Source organism: Paenibacillus sp. FSL L8-0708 (assembly GCF_038009325.1).
GTDB classification, from domain to species: Bacteria; Bacillota; Bacilli; order Paenibacillales; family Paenibacillaceae; genus Paenibacillus_AQ; species Paenibacillus_AQ odorifer.
The window spans coordinates 7,300,777-7,326,189 of sequence record NZ_JBBPBC010000001.1; the positions used below are offsets into that span (position 1 = coordinate 7,300,777).

At 44.6% G+C, this 25,413-nt stretch carries 18 protein-coding genes; 7 read left to right on the forward strand and 11 right to left on the reverse strand.

The window, feature by feature from the left end; genetic code table 11:
- The first annotated feature begins 109 nt into the window (after positions 1–109).
- From NYE58_RS34255 to NYE58_RS34265, 3 genes are all read left to right on the forward strand, one after another.
- Positions 110–1,657: an FAD-dependent oxidoreductase gene (locus tag NYE58_RS34255; RefSeq protein WP_076191737.1), complete on the forward strand. Its 1,548-nt coding sequence runs from the start codon at positions 110–112 to the stop codon at positions 1,655–1,657.
- 149 nt (positions 1,658–1,806) lie between these two features.
- Positions 1,807–2,526 carry a 3-ketoacyl-ACP reductase gene (locus NYE58_RS34260; RefSeq protein WP_076221202.1) on the forward strand — a complete coding sequence of 240 codons (720 nt, stop codon included), beginning with the start codon at positions 1,807–1,809 and terminating at the stop codon, positions 2,524–2,526.
- Between the two features lie 952 nt (positions 2,527–3,478).
- Entirely contained in the window at positions 3,479–3,790 is a 312-nt protein-coding gene (locus NYE58_RS34265) for an antibiotic biosynthesis monooxygenase (RefSeq protein WP_341004077.1), read from the forward strand.
- Between the two features lie 478 nt (positions 3,791–4,268).
- Here NYE58_RS34265 and NYE58_RS34270 read toward each other — a convergent pair whose 3' ends face one another.
- The 7 genes from NYE58_RS34270 to cidR all read right to left on the reverse strand — a co-directional run bounded on the left by NYE58_RS34270 (position 4,269) and on the right by cidR (position 14,018).
- The gene (locus NYE58_RS34270) at positions 4,269–6,494 is read right to left on the reverse strand and encodes an MMPL family transporter (protein ID WP_341004078.1); all 2,226 of its coding nucleotides are present in this window, start codon (positions 6,492–6,494) and stop codon (positions 4,269–4,271) included.
- A 211-nt stretch (positions 6,495–6,705) separates the two neighbouring features.
- On the reverse strand, positions 6,706–8,601 hold the full coding sequence (locus NYE58_RS34275) for an ABC transporter ATP-binding protein (protein WP_076123991.1): 1,896 nt from the start codon (positions 8,599–8,601) through the stop codon (positions 6,706–6,708).
- Positions 8,598–10,358 carry an ABC transporter ATP-binding protein gene (locus NYE58_RS34280; RefSeq protein ID WP_076123992.1) on the reverse strand — a complete coding sequence of 587 codons (1,761 nt, stop codon included), beginning with the start codon at positions 10,356–10,358 and terminating at the stop codon, positions 8,598–8,600. Before NYE58_RS34280 ends, NYE58_RS34275 begins: the two co-directional genes overlap by 4 nt.
- The gene (locus NYE58_RS34285) at positions 10,351–10,872 is read right to left on the reverse strand and encodes a MarR family winged helix-turn-helix transcriptional regulator (protein WP_081383179.1); all 522 of its coding nucleotides are present in this window, start codon (positions 10,870–10,872) and stop codon (positions 10,351–10,353) included. The genes NYE58_RS34280 and NYE58_RS34285 overlap by 8 nt, the downstream gene beginning before the upstream one ends.
- Before the next feature lie 270 nt (positions 10,873–11,142).
- Entirely contained in the window at positions 11,143–12,540 is a 1,398-nt protein-coding gene (locus NYE58_RS34290; protein WP_076105042.1) for a DNA-binding protein, read from the reverse strand.
- 164 nt (positions 12,541–12,704) lie between these two features.
- Positions 12,705–13,013, reverse strand: a complete 309-nt coding sequence (locus tag NYE58_RS34295) for an aspartyl-phosphate phosphatase Spo0E family protein (protein WP_081382514.1) — start codon at positions 13,011–13,013, stop codon at positions 12,705–12,707.
- 75 nt (positions 13,014–13,088) lie between these two features.
- The gene (gene cidR / locus NYE58_RS34300; RefSeq protein WP_076219737.1) at positions 13,089–14,018 is read right to left on the reverse strand and encodes a cidABC operon transcriptional activator CidR; all 930 of its coding nucleotides are present in this window, start codon (positions 14,016–14,018) and stop codon (positions 13,089–13,091) included.
- A gap of 111 nt (positions 14,019–14,129) precedes the next feature.
- Here cidR and NYE58_RS34305 point away from each other — a divergent pair, with 111 nt between their 5' ends.
- A complete protein-coding gene (locus NYE58_RS34305; RefSeq protein ID WP_076219738.1) occupies positions 14,130–14,504 on the forward strand; it encodes a CidA/LrgA family protein in 375 nt (124 codons plus the stop codon).
- Positions 14,498–15,181 carry a CidB/LrgB family autolysis modulator gene (locus NYE58_RS34310; RefSeq protein ID WP_076123999.1) on the forward strand — a complete coding sequence of 228 codons (684 nt, stop codon included), beginning with the start codon at positions 14,498–14,500 and terminating at the stop codon, positions 15,179–15,181. The genes NYE58_RS34305 and NYE58_RS34310 overlap by 7 nt, the downstream gene beginning before the upstream one ends.
- A gap of 76 nt (positions 15,182–15,257) precedes the next feature.
- Here the strand turns inward: NYE58_RS34310 and NYE58_RS34315 are convergent, their stop codons facing one another.
- The gene (locus NYE58_RS34315) at positions 15,258–16,226 is read right to left on the reverse strand and encodes a Gfo/Idh/MocA family protein (RefSeq protein WP_076276244.1); all 969 of its coding nucleotides are present in this window, start codon (positions 16,224–16,226) and stop codon (positions 15,258–15,260) included.
- 53 nt (positions 16,227–16,279) lie between these two features.
- Positions 16,280–18,592 (reverse strand): helicase C-terminal domain-containing protein, encoded by a 2,313-nt coding sequence (locus NYE58_RS34320; RefSeq protein ID WP_341004079.1) that lies wholly within the window; start codon positions 18,590–18,592, stop codon positions 16,280–16,282.
- Between the two features lie 282 nt (positions 18,593–18,874).
- On the opposite strand from NYE58_RS34320, the gene NYE58_RS34325 reads away from it, so the two are divergent.
- Positions 18,875–20,740, forward strand: a complete 1,866-nt coding sequence (locus NYE58_RS34325) for an LTA synthase family protein (protein WP_076124004.1) — start codon at positions 18,875–18,877, stop codon at positions 20,738–20,740.
- A 112-nt stretch (positions 20,741–20,852) separates the two neighbouring features.
- On the opposite strand, the gene NYE58_RS34330 is transcribed toward NYE58_RS34325, so the two are convergent.
- The gene (locus NYE58_RS34330; protein WP_081383619.1) at positions 20,853–21,284 is read right to left on the reverse strand and encodes a MarR family winged helix-turn-helix transcriptional regulator; all 432 of its coding nucleotides are present in this window, start codon (positions 21,282–21,284) and stop codon (positions 20,853–20,855) included.
- 243 nt (positions 21,285–21,527) lie between these two features.
- On the opposite strand from NYE58_RS34330, the gene NYE58_RS34335 reads away from it, so the two are divergent.
- Positions 21,528–23,225 carry a methyl-accepting chemotaxis protein gene (locus tag NYE58_RS34335; protein ID WP_076303575.1) on the forward strand — a complete coding sequence of 566 codons (1,698 nt, stop codon included), beginning with the start codon at positions 21,528–21,530 and terminating at the stop codon, positions 23,223–23,225.
- Between the two features lie 77 nt (positions 23,226–23,302).
- On the opposite strand, the gene NYE58_RS34340 is transcribed toward NYE58_RS34335, so the two are convergent.
- A complete protein-coding gene (locus NYE58_RS34340) occupies positions 23,303–25,318 on the reverse strand; it encodes a bifunctional diguanylate cyclase/phosphodiesterase (RefSeq protein ID WP_341004081.1) in 2,016 nt (671 codons plus the stop codon).
- Positions 25,319–25,413 lie beyond the last annotated feature (95 nt).

The window sequence follows — 25,413 nt, forward strand, 5'->3', positions numbered from 1 at the left end:
TTGGCACTGTTTCTCTGAATTCATGCACAGCACGATGGAATGGGAAGTTTCTTTTCACAGGACTGTGGTAATAAATGAGATGAAGATTGTAAAGATGGAGGGATAATAGATGGACCCAAACCGTAAGATAACGCAAAGTCTTCCACAATTTCCGGAATCATTATGGAGAGATACCACGGATTTACCGGCTTTTCCAAAGCTGGCTGAAGATATTTCTACAGATGTGGCAGTGGTAGGCGGTGGAATTACAGGCATTACAACAGCCTATCTCCTCAGCAACGCAGGCTACAAAGTCACACTCTTGGAAGCCGGGGAAATTCTGAGTGGCACTACGGGTTTTACCAGTGCAAAAATCTCAGCACAGCACGGGTTAATCTATCATCATTTGATAAAGCATTTTGGGCAGGAGCAAGCCCGGCTCTATTATCGCTCGAATAGCGAGGCTATGAATTGGATCCAGAATACGGCTGAGGAACTTGAAGTATCCTGCGGCATGAAACATGAGGCGGCTTTTCTGTACGCGGATGCTGAAGATCATAAAACGCTTAAACAACTGGAGGAAGAGTATAAAGCCTATGAACAATTGGGTCTGCCCGGAGAATGGCTAGATAACGTCTCTATCCCCCTGATGGCCAGTGGTGCCATTAAATTACCAGGACAAGCCCGCTTTCACCCGCTGCAATATCTGAAGGGGCTACTGAAGGTCATTCAGGATAAAGGTGGCGTAATCTATGAGCATACGATGATGGCGGATAAGGTGGAGAAGAACGATAAGCTTACGCTTTTTACTGAAAAGGACGAGCATCGGATCACCTGCCGCTACGCCGTTTCAGCTTCTCATTTCCCATTCTACGATGGAGGAGCACTATATTTCTCGCGGCTGCATGCTGAACGTTCCTACTGTCTGGCGATCCAGCCTGAAACGGATTTTGAGGGTGGAATGTATCTAAGTGCAAGCGAACCCACCCGTTCTCTTCGTGCAGTAGAGTGGGAAGGCAGGAATCTGGTCATTGTCGGGGGAGACAACCATAAGACAGGCCAGGGCATCTGTACGATAGGACATTATGAGAATTTGGAGCTTTTCGCAGGAAATCTGCTCGGCATCAAAACAATCCCTTACCGCTGGGCAGCACAGGATTTAATCACCCTAGACAGAGTGCCCTACATCGGTAAAATTTCTGACAACGAAGAGATTTATATCGCCACAGGTTTTGGAAAATGGGGCATGACAAGCGGTACGCTGGCCGCACAGATCATCTCGGATCAGATTCAGCGCAAAGATAATCCATATACCGAACTGTATGATCCGTCCCGCTTCAAAGCTGGCACCAGCCTAAAAAACTTCATCGTGCAAAATGCCAATGTGGCAAAAGAGCTCGTGGCGGGCAAAGTGGAAATCGTCCATAAAAAGACAACTGATTTGGAAGCTGACGAAGGAGCCGTTGTGTTCCATGATGGCAAACGTGTGGGAGCTTATAAGGATACAGAAGGTAAACTTCATCTGGTGGATAGAACCTGTACCCATATGGGCTGTGAATGCGAATGGAACAACGGGGATCGTTCTTGGGATTGCCCTTGCCATGGTTCCCGCTTCTCTTACGATGGCGAGGTTTTAGAGGGCCCAGCTTCGGTACCGCTGACGAAACTCCATGAATAATACCTTTTCATGAAAAGGCAGTTCGGCTTCATGAAAATTTGCAGACTATTTTCTAAGGGGCGATTGTAATTGCCCTACAGCATTCAGGTATAATAAGACTTGAATGAAGCAGCTGCTTCAAAAAAGTTTGAAGGAGAGTGACGATAGAGATGGATTTGAGAGGAAAGAGTGTTGTAATTACTGGTGCAGGCAAAGGGATCGGAAAAGCCTTGGCTATGGCACTGGCTAAGGAAGGTGCTAATTTAGGCCTGATCTCCAGAACTTCAGGTGATCTCGAAGCGTTAAAATCAGCCTTAACGGAAGTATATGACGTTAATGTCAGCATTGCCGTGGCCGATATCGCCGTACGCGAAGAAGCTGAACGTGCTGTTGCTTCCCTGCAAAATGAGCTTGGAGCATTTGATGCATTAATCAACAATGCCGGGATCGCAAAATTCGGCACTTTAGTAGAAATGGACCCTGCTGACTGGGAGCGCCACATCCAAGTTAATCTCTACGGTACTTATTACGTAACTCGTGCTGCGCTGCCTGCGATGATTGAGAAAAATGGCGGAAATATCATCAATATTTCATCCACAGCCGGAGAACGCGGCTTCGCGACAGGCTCTGCTTATTGCGCGTCCAAGTTCGCTCTCATGGGCATGACCGAAGCCCTCGCACAAGAAGTGCGCAAACACAATATTCGCGTCGTAGCCTTGACTCCAAGCACCGTCAACACTGGCCTAGCTTCCAATGCTGGACTTAAAATCGGTGACGAAGACCGCATGATGCAACCTGAAGATGTTGCTGAATTGGCACTGACAGCTTTGAAGCTGCCGGATCGCGTCTTCCTAAAAACAGCAGGACTATGGACCACCAATCCGCAATAAAATCGCGCTGGACGCGGGGGAGCCGGGTGATCTGGGGTGATTGCACTTTGTGCAATAGAATCGCTCTAGACGAGGGTGAGGCCTTGGGTGATTGCACTTTGTGCGGGATAACGCTTCAGGATTGCTCTGCTCCGTTTTCTAATTGCACTTTGTGCAATTGAATCCCTCTAGTTGAGGGCGAAACCTTGGGTGATTGCACTTTGTGCAATCAGTTTAGTGGCTCCCCTCCTTTTTAGGCGATTTGGGCTTGATTCTATTGTACAGAATGCAACAGACTGCCTTATTCAGATAACATTCAGTCCATTCTGTTGCACATTCTGCAATGCTACTTCATTTGGGGGCTTTATTAGGGAACTGGGACTGGAATTAGGTGCTAGCTGTAATGGTGGTTTTGAGTAAAAACTTTGGAGTTGGGTTGGCACTTTGGCTAAGAGTAACATTACGGTTGAGGTGGCACTTTACTTGCGGTAGTTACTTTAACGTGCAGTAGTTACTTTAACTTGCTATAGCCACTTTACTTGCAGTAGACACTTTACTTGCAGTAGACACTTTGATTTTCCGCAGGTACCTGAGTTTGCACAATACTTAACGTTTAAATAGATAATAGTTGCACTTTGTACATCTATTCAGCGCAATTAGAGGAGAAATCATACTTTAATTGCACTCTATACAGTTAAAAGAAGGCTAATCTCGGCGATTCACCAGATTCGCATAAATTAGTTGCAGAGAATACACTTATTCGATCGTTTCTGGTGTTACGGATAATTTAAGTGTACAAAGTGCAATTAAACGCCCGCACTCTTGTGTCTTGTGGGATGGTCTTTTATTTTGTAAGTTGAAAATCACGATGTTACCTTGAGATATTGGCTAATTTTCGAGGTTCCCATGTTATATTATTTCGATTCACAATGTCCTGAAATATACTAACTTTCTGATCGGAGGTTTATCTATCATGCTGGTAGTAACTAATACTATTAAAGTAAAAGAAGGCCATGGCGAAGCTATTGCTCAACGTTTCGGAGGAAATAATGGTGTGCAGGATATGTCAGGGTTTGTACGTATGGAGGTTTGGCGTGGAAATGCCAAGGAAGGTGTCGAGGAATTAAAAATCTGCACCGTATGGGAGAATGAGGATGCATTCAAAGGCTGGACCTCCAGCGAGTCCTTCCGTCAGTCGCACCGTGGTGCTGGTGGTAATGACGCAATCCTGGGTGCTTCCATCGATAAATATGAATTAATGATCAGCCGCACGCCCAGTAACTAAGGATTTGGACCACCCAAACAGAGCAGTAGCTAGATTGAACCAGCAGTGTGTACGGAATGGTAGCCCGATAAGTACAGTTAACTAATTGATTATTACTGCTAGGTAACCGGTGCTACGAGCTAATTGACTATTATTGATGCAGCCACCTAATTGTCTTTTACCACTGGGCTTTCCAATGCAGCACGCTAATTGTCTTCTACCACTGGGCTTTCCAATGCAGCACGCTAATTGTCTTCTACCACTGGGCTAAGAGAATCAGCGGGCTAATCAACACAGTTATCGCTTCTAGATACTAATTAGCACAGTGAATACTTAGAGTAACTATCGTCTAGCAGACTGATTAGCCTAATAGATACAATTAAGTTAGTTGGTACAAGCAGCGCTATTATCCAGCGATGTCCTGTGCCCAAGCCTAAAACAAACAGGGATGTCCGGAGCCAATATGGCTCTGAGACATCCCTATTTGTTTATAAACTCATTATTTACTTACATCTGGCAGAGGGGTCTCCACCTCTTGATGTTTACCCGGCCAGAACGACCAACGGCCAAAGAGCGTTGTAATAGCTGGTACAAGGAACGGCCGAACCACGAAGGTATCCAGCAGAACACCAAGAGCGGTGATAATACCGAACTGCACAAGCACCTGAATCGGCAAGCTTGCCAATACAGCAAATGTACCTGCCAGAATGAGGCCGGCAGAGGTAATTACCGAGCTGGTCTCATTCACTCCTTCCGCGATAGCCTGCTTAAGCGGCATGGTTTTACGCTTTTTCCAGATATTCGAGATCATGAAGATGTTGTAGTCTTCTCCAAGTGCCACCAAGAAAACAAAGGAATACAGTGGGATCGCTCCCTGAATAGCATCTGCTCCCATCACATAGTGAATGATAATCCAGCCTAAGCCAAGCGCTGAGAAGAAGGAGAGAATAACAGTGCCGACCAGATAGATGGTGGCCACTATTGAACGCAGATATATCAACAACAGTACGGTGATCATTCCGATGACTACGGGGATAATCAGATCGGTGTCCCGATCCCCAATCTCTTTAGTGTCGTGCTGTGTCGCCGTCTGTCCGCTTACCCACACGTGATCCGCAGGGTTCGCAACGTCTACATCGATTAATGCCTGCTCTGCGGTATCAAGAAGGGTGGGAATATGCCCCATCGCTTCTAGTGAGTAAGGATTGCTTTTAAATTCAATATCAAAACCAACAATATCTTTGTTTACTGCCCCCTGCTGCGGATCGGAAACCGTGTCCACATAGGTGAGTCCGCCAAGAATGACCTTTAGATCCTCTCCGCTCGCTTTTCCTTGGGTATCAATAATCAGCTTCGCTGGAGCTAATTCTCCGGGAGAGAACTGTTTGCCAATAAGGTCGAAACCTTCGCGGGATTCCATATTTTTAGGAAAAGAGGATAGGATATCATAGGTAAATTTGATGCCACTGGAGAATGAAGCCAGAATCCCCAGTCCGATAACGGTCACACCCACGATAGCCCATGGCCGGGTTACTACCAAGCCGCCAATACCCTTTTTACGGGAAACCTTGGGTTCAGGAACAGGTTTGCCTTTAGCCTTAGCCCGTTCTACCTCCATTTGCGGTGTGCGCGGAATGAATGGGAAGAACGAGGTCCGTCCGAAGATTGCCAGCAGTGCTGGTACGAGAGTTAGACTGGCAATTCCCATGATGAAGATAGACACGCTAAATGGAACGGCAAATCGATGATAAGCTCCATACTTAGCCAGCAATAACGCGAACAGCGCGAGCACGACGGTGAAGCCACTCATAGCAATGGCACCTGAAGATTCGGTAATGGAGCGAAGAAGCGCACGACTCTTACTCTCTTCTACCTTCAATAACTGCCGGAACCGTGAGATCAGGAACAGGCAATAGTCCGTACCAGCTCCGAATAGCAAAACAGTCATAATCGAGACAGCCTGTGAATCCACTGTGATCCAGCCTTCTTGTGCCATTTTTCCAAGAATCGGACTAGTTACACCATAAGCGAATCCAACCGCAATAAGTGGAATAAAAGCCAAGATCGGTGAACGATAAATCACCAATAAGAACACCAGCACAAGCATAACCGTAGCAATTAACAAGGAAACGTCTGCGTTCTGAAACAGGCCTGAAGCATCTATAGAGATGCCCACTGGACCCGTAACACGTAAACTCAGGTCTTTTCCATCTACCTTAGCCGCGGAGGGGTCTCCACCCGTCTCTGTGTTTATGATCTTCTTCATTTCTGTCACAGCTTCACCGAGCTGATCACTATCTGCCGTTTTATCAAAAAGCACCGGGGTTACCAGCGTGCTAAGATCCTCAGATAACGAGGCTTGTAATGCCTGTGGCGGCAGTTGTCCTAATGGGGGAACAAAATTCTGATGGGGCAATGGTTGCTGCTCCAACTTCTTGTACACAGCAGTGATATGTACTAAATCATCTTGTGAAAGCCCACCTTCTCTATGCCATACGAGCAGCGCCGGCACTCCACTTCCACTAGGGAATTCTTGCTCTGCAATAGCTGCTGCCTGTACCGATTGTGAATCATCTGGGAGGTTAGGCGCATTATTAGCAACCTGAGAATTCACTGCAGGCCATAACAGGGTAAGTGCACCTACAAGCACTATCCATACGAGAAGAGTAATCCACTTCGTCTTTTTTCCTGCCACCCATTTTCCGTAGCCTGACATTCCCTTCATCCTCTCCTTTACCTTGCAGCCTTAAAAATGAGCCGCTGGTCATTTTTTATTCTATCATATATATGCTTTAATTTTTAATCAAACTTTTTTTATTTTTCAAAAAATTAAAACACATCATCACATATAAAATACCCCTCTCTTCACATAAAAAATCAGCAACATGTGAAAAGAGGGGTTTATGGGTTATCTATACTTTTTTCTTCACTTCAATTTAGCCTACGTCCAAATCTCCTTCAGAGAACTGACTGTTATAGAGATCCGCATAGAATCCGCCTTGGGCCAGCAGTTCTTCGTGGTTGCCTTTCTCGATTACACTACCTTGATTCATGACAAGGATGAGATCCGCATCACGAATCGTCGAGAGACGATGGGCAATAACGAAGCTGGTTCTGTTTTGCATCAGCGCATTCATCGCTTTTTGAATCAGCAATTCAGTCCGTGTATCGACACTGCTCGTTGCTTCATCAAGAATAAGGATCGATGGATCGGCCAGAATAGCGCGAGCAATAGTAATCAACTGCTTCTGTCCTTGTGAAATATTAGAAGCTTCTTCATTTAACACCGTATTGTAGCCAAGCGGAAGTGTGCGGATAAAGTGATCGGCATGTGCAGCTTTGGCAGCCCGCACCACATCAGCTTCAGATGCACCTTCACGACCGTAAGCAATGTTGTCACGAATCGTACCGTTAAAGAGCCAGGTATCCTGAAGCACCATACCAAACTTGCTACGTAGGTCACTCCGTTTCATGTCGGTAATGTTGACGCCATCAATGATAATTTCCCCGTCGTTAAGCTCGTAGAAGCGCATCAGCAGGTTAATCAAAGTGGTTTTACCAGCACCAGTAGGACCGACAATCGCTATAGTCTGACCTGGACTAACCTCAATATTCATGTCCTCAATCAGAATAGCATCCTCTTTATAGCCGAATTTCACATGACGGAACTCAACGGAACCTTCCGGAGCACCTTCATCAAGCTTCACAAGTGTAGTATTAACTTCCTTAACTTCCTCTTCTTCATCCAGAAGTTCAAATACACGTTCTGCGGAAGCAATGGTGGATTGAATAATGTTAGCAATATTAGCCGTTTGTGCAATCGGCTGGGTGAACTGACGTGAATATTGAATGAAGGCTTGAATATCCCCGACATCAATCATTTTTTTAGTAACAAAAATACCACCCACAACACAGATAAGCACATAACCCAAGTTACCGATAAACATCATAAGCGGCATAATCATACCTGACATAAATTGAGACCGCCAGCCAGAATCATAAAGCTTATCATTTATTTCATCAAAATCTTTAAGCGACTGCGGTTCGCGGCCGAAAGCTTTAATAATCCGGTGCCCCGTATACATTTCCTCTACATGACCATTCAACTGGCCAAGCGATTTCTGCTGTCTCACAAAATAAGTCTGCGAACGTTTAGAGATCGCCATAATCACAATAAAGCTGAGTGGCAACGTAGTAATCGTGATTAACGTCAGCCATGGGCTGATGGTAAGCATCATCACAATAACACCAATAATAGTGACGATTGAAGTAATTAGCTGCGTTAAACTTTGCTGCAACGTGGTACTGATGTTATCCACGTCATTCGTAGCACGGCTAAGAATTTCCCCGTGTGTACGGGAGTCAAAATATTTTAAAGGTAAACGCTCCAGCTTGCTGTTGATCTGCTCACGCATGTCATAAACTACCTTCTGCGCTACACCAGCCATTACATACTGCTGAATGTAACTAAACAGAGCACTAAGCAGATACAATCCCGCGAGCAGGATCAGAATATCATTAATATATCCAAAATCAATGGAGGCACCCTCTACACCCATCAGTTTACCGTAAGCACCTTCGAACAGTTTGGTTGTAGCTTTACCCATAACTTTTGGACTGAAGATACTGAACACCGTACTGGCAATCGCCATAATTAGTACAATAATCAATTGAACCATACGCGGGCGCAAGTATTTGATTAGGCGACGAAGTGTACCTTTAAAATCTTTAGCTTTTTCTGCCGGCATCCTCATTCCAGGACCACCCGGTCCACCCGGACCTTTATGGCCGCGGGGAGCTGCAGGTTTATGTTCTCTGTTTTGTTCACTCATGCTATTTCCTCCTCTGACAGCTGCGAGGATACGATCTCGCGGTACACATCACTGCTCTCGAGCAGTTCACGGTGAGTGCCCATTCCAGCAATTTCACCCTCATCAATTACAATAATCCGGTCCGCATCCATAACGGTGCTAACCCGTTGAGCTACGATCAATACGGTGGATTCCGTAGTTTCAGATTTGAGAGCCGCGCGAAGTTTGGCATCTGTCTTGAAATCAAGAGCTGAGAAGCTATCGTCAAACAGATAAACCTCAGGTTTTCTCACAAGCGCCCGAGCAATGGACAACCGCTGTTTCTGACCACCTGAGACGTTATTCCCGCCCTGAGCAATTTCCGAGTCAAACCCATCCTTCATCGCGGATACGAAATCGTAGGCTTGAGCCACCTTAGATGCATGAATGATTTCTTCATCCGTAGCATCCTCTTTACCGTAGCGGATGTTCTCATTAATCGTACCCGAGAACAATACTGCTTTTTGTGGGATGTAACCGATTTTGCTCCGCAGCTCTTCCTGTGTCATCTCACGTACATCCACTCCGTCTACGCGTACAGCACCTTCATTAACATCATAGAATCTTGGAATCAGGCTAAGCAGTGTAGATTTACCCGATCCGGTACCCCCGATAATCGCGGTAACTTCACCCGGACGAGCACTAAAGCTAATTTTCGAAAGTGCAGGCTGTTCTGCCCCTGGATAGGAAAAAGATACATTCTCAAACTCAACAAAACCACGCAAAGAATCGCGTCCGTCTTTTTTAGTAGCTTGAGCTGTTGTATGCAGTTCACTCTCAGTAGGATCAGTAAATTCAGGCTGCATATCCAGTACCTCATTGATACGCACGGCTGAAGCTGAAGCACGCGGAATTAACACGAACATCATCGATACCATAATCAGAGAGAACATAATTTGCATTGCATATTGGATAAATGCCATCAGGGACCCAACTTGCAAGTCGCCATCACCAATTCGTATTCCACCAAAATAAAGAATAGCAATCATAGAAAAGTTCATTACAATCATCATCAGCGGCATCAGGCCGGCCATAATTTTATTGACCTTGATAGCTGTATCCGTAAGATCACGGTTAGCTTCGGTGAAACGTCTATTCTCATGATCAATCCGGTTAAAAGAACGAATAACACGAATACCTGTCAGATGCTCACGCAGCACCAGGTTTAATTTATCAAGCTTAATCTGAATGGCTTTAAACAGTGGCAGACCCTTCATCCCAATAAAGAAGATCGCCCCTACAAGTACAGGAATAACGACTACAAAAATCAATGATAATTTAGCATCTTCAGATACTGCCATGATGATACCACCAATCATCATCATCGGTGCTCCGATCATCATGCGCAACATCATAGTAAGTACCGTTTGAACTTGTGTAATATCATTTGTTGTACGTGTAATCAAGGAAGCTGTACCCAGCTTATCGAATTCATGCAGCGTAAAATTTTCTACATGGTTAAATACTCGTGCACGGGTGAGCTTACCAAACCCGGCTGCTACTTTTGCCGATAAGTAACTGGCAATTACCGAACATAAAGCACCGCCACCTGCAACCAGGAGCATGAAACTACCTATTTTCCAAATATAAGCGCGATCTCCTTGAACAATCCCTTTGTCGACGATGTCGGACATCAGAGTAGGAAGGTATAAATCGCCCATGGACTGCAAAAATACAAGGATTAATACAGCACCAATAGCTACCCTAAAAGGCTTCAGTTGTTTAAATAATTTAATCAAGCTTCTCATCTCCGTTCATTTGTAGCCTATCCCAATCAGGTGGTGGATTATCCTCAACGTATTCATGTACCTTAAGCAATAGCTCTGTGAGCTGTTTAGTGTCTTTTTCGCCTAAGTGTTGCACAAGCTTATCAAGCATCACATCACGATAATGTTCTGCTTTTCGTGTGAGTTCTTTTCCACTTTCCGTTAATTTCACGCGTACAACCCTTCGATCCGAAGGATCCGCGCGTCTTTCCACCATCTGTTTCGCTTCAAGACTGTTAATCAGCTGCGTGATGGTAGGAGGAGTGAATCCAAGTAGTCGGCTGATTTCAGACACCTTGAGACCCTCTTCATCAGAATGATTCCATTTTTCAATGCATATCATTAAAGTCATCTCACTTGGCTTGTGGCCTTCAACGCCCTTTTGCCATTGAGCTTTGTGCAGGCGTTTCATCGCCGCAAAAAGCCCGTGTGCGACTGAATTTTCAGTATTTTCTGTATTTCCTCCGTTTATCCCAATTTCCTTCACCTCTATTTTAGTTAGGTCAACTAATTATTAAACACTATATTATTTAGGCTACCTAATTATATTTTCGCCAGATTGCTTTGTCAAATTATGAATGCGCTATCAATTATTACGAAAAAGAAAACTCCCTAGCACGAGTGCAAGGGAGTAGTTATGCGTATATGTATCTGTATATAGAATATTGCCAAGGATAACCTTTAGAATCCTGCTCCGTGCTCATAAGTTGTGATTGGTCCGTTACTTCCGGAACCAACTGGGCCGATAATGATGAAGCTAAACAATGCTAAAATGCCTGCCATCATCAATAGTGATTTTTTCATCTTTTCTCACCTCCCTTATCAGCTTTCTGTATTTCTCCTGTTGATTCAGAGTTGCATAGTCCCTATTGGTCTCAAACAAGGTCACGCACTTAATGAAGTCTATTCCATTATTAGTCTTAATAGATAACTCTAAAGACTGTATGATATAGTCCACACCCGTAATATATTGTCCATTGTTTATTAGATACATGGCAATTTGATAGTACAACCGATATAATCGGTCAATATTAATGGGATCTTCAAACTGTTCAAATCGTAACATTTCCCGTGCAAAACGTTTAAGCACATCGTCTACAGAAAATCTGTAATGATTAGCCGATTCCATAATAATAATGAGTCCTGGCAATATTTCTCCGGGGTGCTCAGCCAAAAAAGCTACATAGTCCGGTACAACCTTTACGTTTCCCTCCAACATTTCCAGTGTGAAACTGTTCCCAACTGCAAATAATCGGAATTGTTCTACAGCTTGCTGGCCTACTTCATCCAACATCTCAAACCAGCCTAAGTCTGCATAACCAGCGGTATATTTCTTCGCCGCTTCATATTGACCTTGCTTCGTCAACGAAATTGCTTTAAGCAAATATCCGTGTCCATAATAAACAACGAGCGGACGTTCCGTACAGAGTTCTTCTCTTCGTTTGTCTCCGCTCCTCCGCAGTTCTTGGCGGTAAACTGCATTGGCTAAAGCTCTCAACTCATCAGCATAGATCTCCATTTCTTCCCATCTGCGAAGGGCGAAACATAGCTGTGTCAGCATCAATAAACCATCTAATTGCAAATTTTCCGGAAGGCGCCCCCTAAAAGGACTAAAGCTAATGACTGCGCGTAGCTTCTCCTCCATATCAAGTGTTTGCAAAAATTTAAAATTACGATAATGACTGATCGCGAGACGTTCACTATAACTATCCGACTCGTTCTCTACTACAATCTTGTAAAAAAACATGGATTCCTGAACTTTGCCTTTATTGAATAATTTATCAGCAACAGAATAAATGATATCCAGCGGCTTGGTAGACTCTAATAATCTGCTTATAGTTTCATCAATGCAATTCTGTTTGCCCAATTCAGCACAACGAATCAGAAAAGGCTCCACTCTACGGCGTGAGACCTTCTCATCATTGAAGCATTCATCAACATATAGAGGATATAACCAACCTTCTGGAAAACCAAAGGCTTTTATAATTGCATCTACTTGTCCCAAGGACATAGGCTTCGGCGGATTTCCATGCAGAATTGCACTGAGGCTGCCTCGATTCAGGCCACAAATTTTTGAAAATGAGGCGAGATTATGGCCGGAGCGGGACAAATTTTTCTCAATTTCTGAGCGTATAGTTGTTAACTTTCCCTCCACTCGGCACCCCCAAAGTTTGACTTGAAAAGATTCTATTAATTGACATTATAGGTGAAAGTTATGGATTGTACAACAAATAGATTGTACGACAAATAGAGGAGCCTAATACGCTCCTCTAGATCAGTAACATCTTCATAGTATTATAATTCTATGTTGTTGGTAGTTTAGCTAACAGTGATGGCGGTTTTGGAACTTCTACTATAGGATGTAATGCCGGCTTTCCGGTTGCGCAAATTTTCCATCATCTTATTTTGTGCCAGCAAAATATAGCTGTCTAATCGCTCACTGAGCTCTAGAACAGCACGGTCACTAAGACTGCGTTGCTCTGCAACCTCCAGCAATTCACATCTAAGACTCTCTATAGTTACAAGTAGCTCATCTTCTTTATAATCTTTTCTATGATTATTCTTGGAGGAATTTGGATTTTGTGTCACATCTCTCTCCTTCTCTCTATCAACATCTTCTCCTATCATAAGTCATGATACCAAAAAACATATTTTCAAAAAAAAGAAAAATTGTAGAGCTTCTAACAAAAACGGAATTACTACTTATTCAGAGTCCTCCGCAAGTTCGTCAGGGAGCTCATTTGGATACTGTTCTCGCAAAAGTCCCTTTGCAAAAGCAATCCATTCGCGTGCCGCAAAAGATAAATAACGGTCTCTACGCCACGCCATAGCAAGCTGCCACGGAATTACCGGATCCGTCAAAGGCACAACGACCAATCGTGAACGATCCATATCCCGGCAAATGGTTTCTGGCAGCAATGCGATTCCCATTCCGGCAGCCACCATACGGCTAATTAAGTCCCATTGGGAGCTCTCATAGATAACCTTAGGCTGAAATCCCGCCTTCACACATTCCGTAATAATCCGATCATGCAGCGTGAAATCCTCCCGGAACAGCACAAACTCCTCTTCGGCTAGTTCACTTAACGGAACAAGGTCTGCCTCGGCCAATCTATGTCCAACAGGTAAAATAAGATTCAGCTTCTCTTCAACAAAGGTGAAGCAATGAAGTTTGGCTGTATTTACAGGCAGCACAACCATTCCGATATCCAGCAAGCCCGTTTCCACGTCATCCTCCACTTTTTTCGCGCCATCCTCATGCAGACGAATAGTAACCTGGGGATAACGTTTATGAAATTGACCAATCACCGAAGGAAAAAAGCTCGCTCCTACCATTGGAGGCAGACCGATGCGGATGTGGCCCTGCTCCAAATTTCGTAAGCTATCCAGCTCAGAAGACAAGCTGGCGAACGACTCCACGATATTTTGCGCTTTGGTGAATAGAATTTCCCCCGCATCTGTAAGCCGGACACTTTTTCCTTCACGGTAAAACAGATCAGCTTCCAGCTCGATCTCCATATTCCGGATCATTTTACTGATCGTAGGTTGTGAAATATATAAGGATTCGGCAGCCCGAGTAAAGCTTTTCATTCGTGCTGCTTGGACGAAATATTCTAATTGTCGGATATCCATTTTCCAACCTCCGATCCATAGACAAAAGGAATGTCATTTATTCAATCTATTCATTTTACCTATGAAAACAATTGATGTAAACTTTCATTATCATGAAAGGAGCGAAGCCTTATGAAAAAGATTGTTATAGGCTTGCTGCAGGTAGCGGGACTCGCCCTATTCTCATTACTAATCAATGCTGTAACCCCATTTTTGCATATCCCTATTCCCGGAAGCATACTCGGAATGATTATATTGTTTCTTCTGCTTGAGTTTGGTGTCATTCATCTGAATTGGGTTGAAGTTGGTGCTTCTTGGCTACTGGCTGAGCTCTTGCTGTTCTTTATTCCATCTGCTATCGGCGTAATGAAATACGCCAATATTCTGGAAACTGATGGTTTACGAATCCTCGCGGTGGTCATTTTGGGTACGATTGTTGTAATGGCCAGTTCCGGATTACTTACCAGTAGAATTTACAAAGCAAAGGAGCGGAAAGGATCATGTTAAACGCTCTATTATTCTTCGGTCTTACGGTTGCTGTATATCTACTGGCGAAACGCATTTATGCTTCTAGTGGCAAAGTGTACACCTCTCCATTGATCATTACACCCGTGCTTATGATTATCTTCTTACTCATCACAGGCATTACTTATGATTCTTACAATGCGGGAGGCAAATGGCTGACGGATTTGCTGCAACCGGCAACTATGGCCTTTGCAATCCCTCTGCATAAAAACTTCAAGGTACTCAAAAAGCACGCCGCCGAAATTGCGGCAGGCGTGCTGTCAGGGACGATAACAGCGGTGATCTCTTCCATTCTGCTCGCCAAATGGCTGCATGTCAGCGGCGATCTGGCAGCCAGTCTGGTTCCACGTTCGGTGACTACACCGATCGCTATGAGCATCTCGCAAAGTATCGGCGGCGTACCGAGTATTACTGCAGTCTTCGTCATCATTACCGGGATACTCGGTACAATGATGGGCCCTACAGTACTCCGCATCTTCCGCATTGACAATGAAATCGCGCGTGGTGTATCGCTGGGAACCGCTGCGCATGGTACAGGAACATCCAAGGCCTTCGAGCTTAGTTCGCTGACCGGAACCATCTCCAGTATTGCGATGATTCTGTCCGCGCTGTTATCCATAGGTGTGGCGCCAGCTTTACTCGCAATATTCCTCCACTAGGCTAACCCAGCTTGAGCCAAGGACATGTCTCTTTAGCACATCTAAGGCGGCATGTCCTTTTTTTAAGAATCCAAACTTAGAATTTAACCGGAAGTCCACTTTGTGCGGACTCGTAAGCCGCACAAGTTACTTTAAGCGTCTTGAATCCATCCTCATAGTCACTGAGAATACGCGAACGATCTCCTGTCCGTACAGCATACAGAAAAGCTTCACTTTCCACTAAATATGGATTTCCTGTGTTTTCAAATTCGGTGCTATTGCCACTTCGCACTTCCAAGAGACGATCCGGGTTCCAGTCCAGCAATCCCCGATCATTATAGAAACTAAGACCTACACTTCCTACCGGATCAGGCAGCACACATGTATTTGAAATATTAGCTATGATTCCATTCTCAAGCTTCAGAGATACGGTACCTACATCGGCTACACTCACACCTTCATGCTGCTCATGCATAATTCGATTTCCGAACATGCCGTATACTTCTTTTACCTCTCCTGCCAGATAACGCACCAAATCGACGATATGAGTGGTTTGCTCGGTGAACTGTCCTCCAGATTGCTCCTGATCACGCCACCAAGCTACGCCCGGCATGCCGCCCATCCACTGGCCCATGACCATACCGATCTTGTCACCACGTAATGTTTCCTTGAGCCTTTTAACATTCTCTTGATAGCGGAAATGGTAGCCTACCGAGGTCAATAAATTATGTTCTTTAATATCTTGCAGCAAGCTGGCAGGAATTTCAGTAGTCATACTAAGCGGCTTTTCTATAAAAAAGGGAATATCCCTCTTGATTAATGAACGTTCAATCGCACCATGAGATTGTGGAGGCACACAGATATAAACAGCATCAAGCTTCTCCGCATCCAACATCTCTGTAATATTACCATATCCAGCAGCTCCATATGGACGTGCCATATCTTCGCCTTTGGCTTTACTGCTTCCACAGACTGCCTGCAACTGGACATCAGCCATCCCTGCCAGCAAATCAGCATGTACCTTAGAGAACCAACCTGTACCCACAATACCCACTTTTATTGTCATATTATTTCCTCCTGCCGATTGATTATGAATACCCTTTCGTAGATTATAACCTCTTATGAGCGTATAAGATAATCTCTCCATTCTTCGGGAAGCAAATGCATATATGGACTCTGCAAAAAACGGTCATCCGCCAACACGATAATGCCCGTATCCGTCTCGCTGCGAATCAACCTGCCTCCGGCTTGGAGTACCTTACACATTCCCGGATAGACATAGGCATAATCAAAGCCATTTTTTCCTCTGGCATTAAAATATTGACGCAGCAGATTGCGTTCAAGACCAAGCTGTGGCAGGCCAACGCCAACAACCATAACCCCATTGAGGCGATCCCCTGGCAGATCCACACCTTCTGAAAAAATCCCTCCAAGTACAGCAAATCCCAATAACGTCTCGTCATTATCTGGACTAAATGCGGCTAAAAAACTTTCTCTAGCTTGCTCGCTCATGCCAGTATCCTGCATCAATGTCCGGATTTCAGGGTAATACTCCGTAAAGGCCTGATATACGTTTTGCAAATAGAGGTACGAAGGAAAAAACACCAGATAGTTGCCCTTTTTAGAGACCATTTGGCTCAGTGCTTTAGTCAACGGAACTAGGGAGGCTTCCCGGTCATGATAACGTGTGGAGACAGGTAAGACGGTTACTTCCCACTGCTCTTTCTGAAAAGGGGAAGACACGGTTAAACTGTAATCTTCCTCCGCAGCACCAATCATATCCCGGTAGTAAGATAATGGAGAAAGTGTAGCTGAGAACAGGATCTGACTGCGAAAGCTCTTGGACATCTGCCGTAGCAGATGCGAGGGATCCAAATTGAATAGCTTGAGATAGACATCCCCTCTACGAACCTCCGCATAGGTAATGTAGCGTTCATCATAGGTCTTAAAGGTGCGGAGCATGCCCTGAACTGCAAAATAGGTATCCAAGAGGACATTTTCCCCTTCTCCTTCCCCATTCAGTGAGACAATACTGGAGCTCGGGTTAATAAGCTCCTGTTCCGCCTCCAAAGAAAATATCTCAAGCAAAGTCGGCAGCTCCTCCGGGAACGAGTCCCACTGCCCTTGCCCCTCTTCATTGCAAATTTTGCGAAGGGAGATGAAAAAAGCATTCACCGATTTAGCGGCTGTACTCAAATTCCGGTTCATTTCTTTATATTGGCGCTGGATTTCCAGGAAAGGGGCTTTCAGCAAAGAGGCGGAGAACATCTCCCGTCCCCGGTCTACCAGGTTATGTGCTTCATCTACTAGAAGTACCGTTTCTCTCTTTCTTTCCTCTGTTAGCCGTTTCAGACTGATGCGAGGATCATATATATAATTGTAATCGCAGATCACAGCATCACAGGCATAGGCTGCATCCAACGAGAACTCAAATGGGCACACTTTGTGTTTGTGAGCATACAGTGCAAGGGTGTCTCTGCTCATCAGCGTCTCATGCTCTAACAGATCCATTAATGCCTCGTTGATCCGGTCATAATAACCATCCGTATAAGGACAGGAATCCTTACCACATATCCCCTCTTCGCGAAAACAGGCCTTCTCTTTAGCGGTAAGTGTGATGACATGCAGCTGAAGACCCTGCGTTAGCAACAGCGAGATGGCTTCCTGCGCGGCAAAACGGGTAACCGTCTTTGCCGTTAAATAGAACAATCCTTTAGCTTGTCCTTCGCCCATCGCTTTAAGGACAGGGAACAACGTCGACATTGTTTTCCCGATACCTGTGGGGGCTTGAGCGAACAGACTGACCTTTTCCACGACGGACTTGTATACAGCTCCTGCAAAATGACGTTGTCCCTTTCGATAAGAGGAGAACGGAAAGCTCAACTCCCGAAGACTCTGCTCCTTCTTAGCATCATGACGAACCATCATCTCAGCGTATGGAGCATATCTAGCCACTGTGTCATTCACAAATGAAATCAGTTCTTCAAAAGACAACGTTCGGTACAAGCTTTTTTGCTCATCAGTGGCCCGGTGGACATAGGTAAGCTTAACCTGAATAGAAGAAAGCTCTTGCTCCAGAGCCACCATATATGCGTACATCAGCGCCTGTGCCCAATGAACCTCATGTCCTTCATCCAGTAAATCCAGCAGTCCGGAGGTTGATTTGATTTCTTCGACCGTAAAGCTCCCATCCTCCGAGACAAGCAATCCATCACAACGCCCATCTACAACATAAAGCAGGTTTCCATAAGGAATCTCCGTTTTCAAATAAACCTCCTTGCGGTCACCTTCCTTATATTGCTTTTGGATCTTCTGATGAATTCTTGTGCCTTCGATCATAGCGCCCGTTCCATGAAAGCCAGGTTCAATGCTTCCGCTGCGAAAAACATATTCAACGAGAGTTCTAACTGATAAAGCTACTGTAGAGCTCATCCAGCATCACCTCCTTTTATTATCCATATATCCTTTTTGTTCCCAATTGCCATTTTAGTCCTGAATTCGCTGTATAACCCTGCATGAGAGCAGGAGCGTCAGCTTCAACCCTTTGTGTTCAACTTTACGCGCTTCACTAAGCTTATACTTAGGTTCTCGATTTTTGACATTCTATAGCCAGCCCTGCATAATAAATTTAATTACTATGGAATTATTTTGTCTGGGCGCTGTTTCTTCCTAGCCGGGAAATGGCGTTTTATCATGTAGAAAGAAGGCGAAGCTGTGTCATCCTTTAACTTTAAACAGTGGATCGTTAAACCTTTTGTGTTTTTCACAATAATTTTTATTCTAAAAGCTTTCTTGGCATGGGGCGTAATCTTTGACGATATATTGCCCTGGAAATCATTATTAACTGAAATCCCCTTTGCTTGGGCGCTCTTCTGTATCATTGAACGTTTTGGTTCCAAGCGCAAGCTCGGATATTACATGACCGTAAATTTATTAGTGACAGCCATTTTCTTCGCAGCCATTATGTATTTTAAATATTACGGTGTTATTGTGACTTACCATGCAGCGGAGCAGGTGAATCAAGTCACCGCCGTCAGCAACAGCGTATTCTCACTAATGGATCCATACTACCTGCTGATTTTTACAGACATCATTATTCTTGGCGTCTACTTCTTCTTTAATAAAAAAGGCCGGGTCTATAAGAAAGAGAATATCAACCACCGCCGTGGCGGAAAACTTAAGTATAGTGTTCTGTTTGCAGTCTCACTTGCTTTATGTTTGTTCAACATCTTGCCTAATAAGGCCAGTATGAACGAAATTAAGAAAGCTCAAGAAATGGGAATTCTTAATTATGAAGCTTATACGATCTTCGCTAAAGAAGAGCCTGAGCTAGTCGATTCAAGTGACATTACACAGGATGCCATCAACAAATTGAAGGGGATTAATACTGCGGCTAGTTCTCCACTTCAAGGCATCGCTAAAGGCAAGAACCTTATTATTCTTCAAATGGAATCTTTCCAGAATTTCTTGCTGGGACTTAAATTAGACGGTCAAGAAATTACACCGAACCTGAACAAGGTAATGAAGGATAGTCTTTACTTCCCTAATTTCTATCAAATGGTTGGCCAAGGGAATACGTCGGATGCAGAGTTCGTAGTTAACACTTCCTTCTACATCCCTCCACGTGGAGCGGCAACGATGTCTTATGTGGATAAGGTACTTCCAAGTCTGCCACGCGTGCTTAAAGAAAATGGATATCAGACAGCAACCTTCCACACCAATGTCGTAGAATTCTGGAACCGCGGCGAGCTGTATGACTCCCTCGGCTTCGATCATTATTATGACCGCAAATTTTTTGGTGAAGATGATGTCTTCTTCTTTGGAGCTTCTGATGATACGCTCTACAGTAAGACAGCCGATAAACTAAAAGAAATGGACCAACAGGAGCAGCCTTTTTACGCTCAAGTCATTTCAATGTCAGCGCATCACCCTTTTACTATTCCGGAAGAAAAATACCGCATGAAGCTGCCGGAGCGTTATGAAGGTACTTTTGTTGGTGACTATATCCGTTCCCAGAACTATGCGGATGATGCTTTTGGACATTTTGTAGAAGAGCTAAAAGCAAATGGTGTCTGGGACAATAGTGTAATCATGATTTATGGAGATCATATGGGATTGCCGATTTATTCCCTCGATCATGATGATAAAGAATTGATGACTGAAATCTATGGTCATGAATACAGTTATGCGGATATGATGAACATCCCTCTGCTTATTCATGCAGGTGCTGGCGTAGCATCGCAGACCATTGACGAAGTAGGCGGGGAAGTAGATATCATGCCAACCGCAGCCAGTCTGCTTGGGATTTCATTAGAGAATAACGTATATTTTGGTCAAGATCTACTCAGTCAGACTTATAATTTGCTGCCAGAACGATATTATTTACCTTCTGGTTCATTCATTGCCAGCTCAGGATTGCTTATTCCTGGTAACAGCTTTGAAGACAATACTCAGTACTCTATTTATAACAATGGAACAACGCCGAGTGCCACTGAAGACGAATATAACCGTGCCTTGAGGCTTTTACAGCTTTCCCACAGCTATATCACTCAGTTGCCTGACAAACAACCTAAACAATAAATTACAGGGCGTAGGCAGCCAACGAACAAAAACAGCAGAGCAGCGATTCTCCAATAAGGAGAACCGCTGCTCTGCTGTTTTTATAAAGATATCCATTCCGAAGCTTAGCTGACTAACGCTCCTGGTCCTCGATCATACGGTAATACTCTGCAAAGTTGCGTAGTTCTTCGGGCTTCAGTATGGATAAATGCTCCGCCAGCAGTTCTTTGGACCGGAAATGTCCTTCTTCGAGCACCTGCTGACCTTTTTCGGTGATCGTCACTACAACCGCTCTCCGATCCTTCCCATCCGGCTCACGTTTGATATAACCCAGCACCTCCAAACGGTCCAGCATCACCGTCACCGCACTGGATTTGACCTCCATACATTCTGCCAGCTGTACCACCCGCGACTTCTTTTCTTTCGCTATCATATTTAACAGACCCATCTGTGGCACCGTAAGTCCGAGTTCTTTGTGCAAAGACATTTGAGACATAATCTTACGCTGTACTCTCCACATGGATAGTCCTAGACGATCTATTAACGGATCTATTTGATGTGGCATATTTGTTCAACCCCAATCCGTTTTTAATAACTCAAGCGTACCATTAGAACTGGTTATGATTCAATGGTTTTGTCTACTAAACCATTGAAAGCATGATGGAAAGCGCAAACTTCCACGATTCTCCAATTTCCGACACAGAAATACTATATTCCATGTAAGGTTATAAGCATATCAATACGATATAATCGTAGAGGTGAGAGCTATTATCACTGAGAACATAATTTGTCAAGGTTGGTGCGAAGAATGAAATTAGCAACTAAATTAACTTGGATGATGTTCGTCGTCTTACTTCTTGTAGGATCATCCATCGGGTTTTTCGGATACCGTACAGCTTATAAGCAAGTAGACGAAGCCGCAGGTATCGAATTGGTAGGATGCGCTAATATTACAACCGGCCTGATTGACCCCGCAGACATTTCTGCATTGTTGGCAGGCGATCAAAGTAAACTGGAGGCTGTAGAGGATCGAATCGGTTGGATTGTAGCACATAAGGCTATTTTTAAAGAGGCATTCATCTTATCCTTAGACGGAAAAGTACTTGCCGCAGATTCAAGCTTCCAGGCTAGAGGTTATAAAGCAGGCGATACTTTTTATTTCCCAGCTGAAGTTAAGCAACATATCACTGAGTCCAAGCATTCCTCCTACTCCAAGGTTTATACATACGAAGGTACCTCACTTAAGACAGGTTACGGCCCCATCTATCAGGATCATGATCCATCTAAACCTATAGTTGCGCTGATGGCTATTAATTTCGATGGCTCCATAATTCAAGACCGAACTCAAGATATCATTGTTCAGCCTTTTATTATCGGTGCTTCCATTCTGGTTATAGCTATTGTGGCAGCTTATCTGTTAATCCGCCGAATGATTAGTCCGTTAACGAAGCTGTCCAAAGGGGTCAATCTTGTTGCACAGGGCGACCTTACTCATAATCCTATTTTATTCAACAGCAAGGATGAGATTGGTACATTAGCCCGTAATTTCAATGACATGACCCAAAGCCTGCGCTTACTTATTACCGAGGTCAATGAGACCTCCATGCAGGTAGCCTCCTCTTCCGAAGAGCTCTCCGCCAGTGCGCAGGAAACCAACCGGGCCGGTGAATATAGCGTCAATGTTACGATTGAACTTGCCGATACCGCGAATTCACAGCTGCAGAATATGGAGGGTGAATATAAGTCTGTACAAGACCTGTCTCGTTTCATCACAGAGATTGCAGGCAATGCAGATAACGCAATGAATAATGCGGTCAGCAACGCTAATAAAGCACGTACAGGCCGTGAGGCAATGGATTCCACCACACAGCAGATGAGAGTCGTAAGTGACAGTATTACCGACCTAGCACTCATTATTGAAACCTTGGGTGGTTATTCCAAAGAAATTGAAAATATCGTGGGTACTATTGCCAGCATCGCAGAAGAAACCAATCTCCTGTCCCTGAATGCAGCGATTGAAGCCGCAAGAGCTGGAGAAGAGGGAAGAGGGTTCGCGGTCGTTGCTCATTCCGTACGTAAGCTGGCTGAGCGCTCAGCCCATTCCGCTGCACAAATTGGCCAACTGGTCAACATCATCGTGAACCAGATGGATCAGGCTGGAGAAACTATGAAACGCTCTACAGAAGAGATGGAGCACGGCAGAGAAATGATTGCCACGGCAGGCCAGTCCTTCTCGGAGATTGAAATGTCTGTCTCGGGAATGGCCTCACAAAGCCAGCAGATCTCAGGAACGGTTCGCCAGCTTTCGCTGATCTCCGACCGTCTCGTTACAACCCTTCAGAATATCGTAAATGTCGCTAATCAGACAGCCAGCAGTGCAGAGACATTATCCGCTTCCTCAGAAGAACAGCTTGCCGCAATGGAGGAAGTTGAGTCTGCAGCAGCTTTCCTGTCCTCCCTAGCTGAGAAGCTGCAAATTCTGATTGAACGATTTAAGGTTTCTTAATAGCAAAGGGGCTAGCATCCAAGCAGAGATATTCTGCTTAGACGCTAGCCCCTTATTCTATGTATTGAGATCATCTGCTACGATACTGCTGTATTCGCTATAAACCACTGGCCCAGCTCATGCACCGGCATTGGCCGCCCATAATAATAACCCTGCATCACTCTGCAGCCTAAGGATTGCAGCAGCTCAATCTGCTCTGGTGTCTCCACGCCTTCCGCCACGACCTCCATATTAAGATTGGTGGCAATCGCAATGATATTACTGATAATGGCTTTCTTGGAATGCATCTTGCTCTTACGAATAAACACTTGATCAATCTTGAGTGTGTTAACTGGAATCTCATCTAAATTACCAAGGGATGAAAAGCCTGTCCCAAAGTCATCCAGTGATACCCTTACCCCAAGTGCCCGAAGTCTGGAGAGCTGCGCAACCGTCTCTTCCATGTTATTCATCGCAATGGACTCTGTAATCTCCAGTTCAAGGAAATGCGGCTCTAGACCTGAACGTGTGAGTGCTTCTTCTACAACATCGTATAAGCCCCCGCCCTCAAACATCCGTGCTGACATATTAATAGAGACTGCGACATTTGCTATCTCTTCCTTATGCCAAAGCATGTTCTGGCTGCATACATCATGCAGCATCCAATAGGTAATCGGGACAATCAGTCCCGTTTCCTCTGCAATGGGAATGAATTCAGCCGGGGAGATTATCCCATGTTCAGGGTGCCGCCAACGCAGCAGTGCTTCAAGACCCACGGTAACGTTCATATACGAATCCCATTTTGGCTGGTACACAACCATAAATTCGGAGCGTGCCAGCGCTTTACGAAGATCCTTCTCCAGCGACATCCGTCGCAGCTGATGGCGGTTCATCTCCTGATCGAACACACTGAATTTATTCTTACCCGAATCCTTAGAGGTATAAAGAGCTGTATCGGCTGCCTTCATTAACGCTGAGCGGTCAGTTCCATGCGTAGGGGTCATACTGATCCCAACGCTTGCAGTAACATATAGCTCATTACCTTGAATACTGTAATATTTCTTAAGCTCATATAAAATGTGCTCTGCTTCCTCTTGCGCATCCTCCACAGTACAATCTGGAAGAGCGATCAGGAATTCATCTCCGCCCAAACGAAAGACCTTGCCCTTACTTCCTACAGAGCGTCTTAATCTTATAGCGACCTCTCGCAGTAACAAGTCCCCTATATCATGTCCAAGCGTATCATTAATCGACTTAAACCGATCCAGATCCACAAAAAATACGGCGCCAGATCTACTCCCGAAAAATTCATCTTTAAAATAACGTACCAGGCCATGCCTGTTCGGAAGATCGGTTAGCGGATCATAATAAGCCATCCGTTCCAGCACATGCCGGTCCAGAAATACAGCACCACCAGAAATCGCAAGCATAAATAGCGTTACCAAGGACACTCCCATTAAAAGAATAACATCAGTCTCCATAAAAAAAGTTGTATTGCCTAGCAGACCGTTATATTCAAAATGAGTCGCCCTTACACTCGTATAATGCAATCCAGTCACCGAAAATCCGATAAAGAGAGCAGAGTATAACTTCCAGCGGTTAAAACCCACATAGTCTTTAAACTTGTGAAATAGAAATAATCCGATAAAAGACGAGAGCATAACGAGGATTACAGCACATGTCTGAGTCCATATCTCATAATGAATCTCCGCTGCGATCTTCATGGAGGACATTCCGATATAATGCATAGCCGAAATTCCGCTGCCTAGAAGAACACCACTAACTATTAAACAACTTTTTCTTAAACGTGGCACAAACGTAATCCGGAATGCCGAATAGCAGCACAACACCCCAACCAATAACGATAATACAGCCCTGCCTGGATAATAATTCACGCTAAAAGGAAAACGGCTCGCCATAATCCCTACATAATGTATCGACCATATGCCACTGCCGAGTACACATGCCCCCGATATTAACCATAAGCGACGAACTTTCCCAAACGAACGAGGGACTTGCGAGATCAGATTCAGCGCGGAATAAGCTGCAGTCGCCGCTAGCGCAAATGATAGTAAAACAATCCAAACGTTATAGTGGATTCCCATTTTATCCATTAGTTAACCTCTTCACCGGTTTTGAATACCGTAATCGCTGCAGCGTATTTCTCAAGTAAAAAATCAGTACACGAATATCAGATAAATGGAAGAGT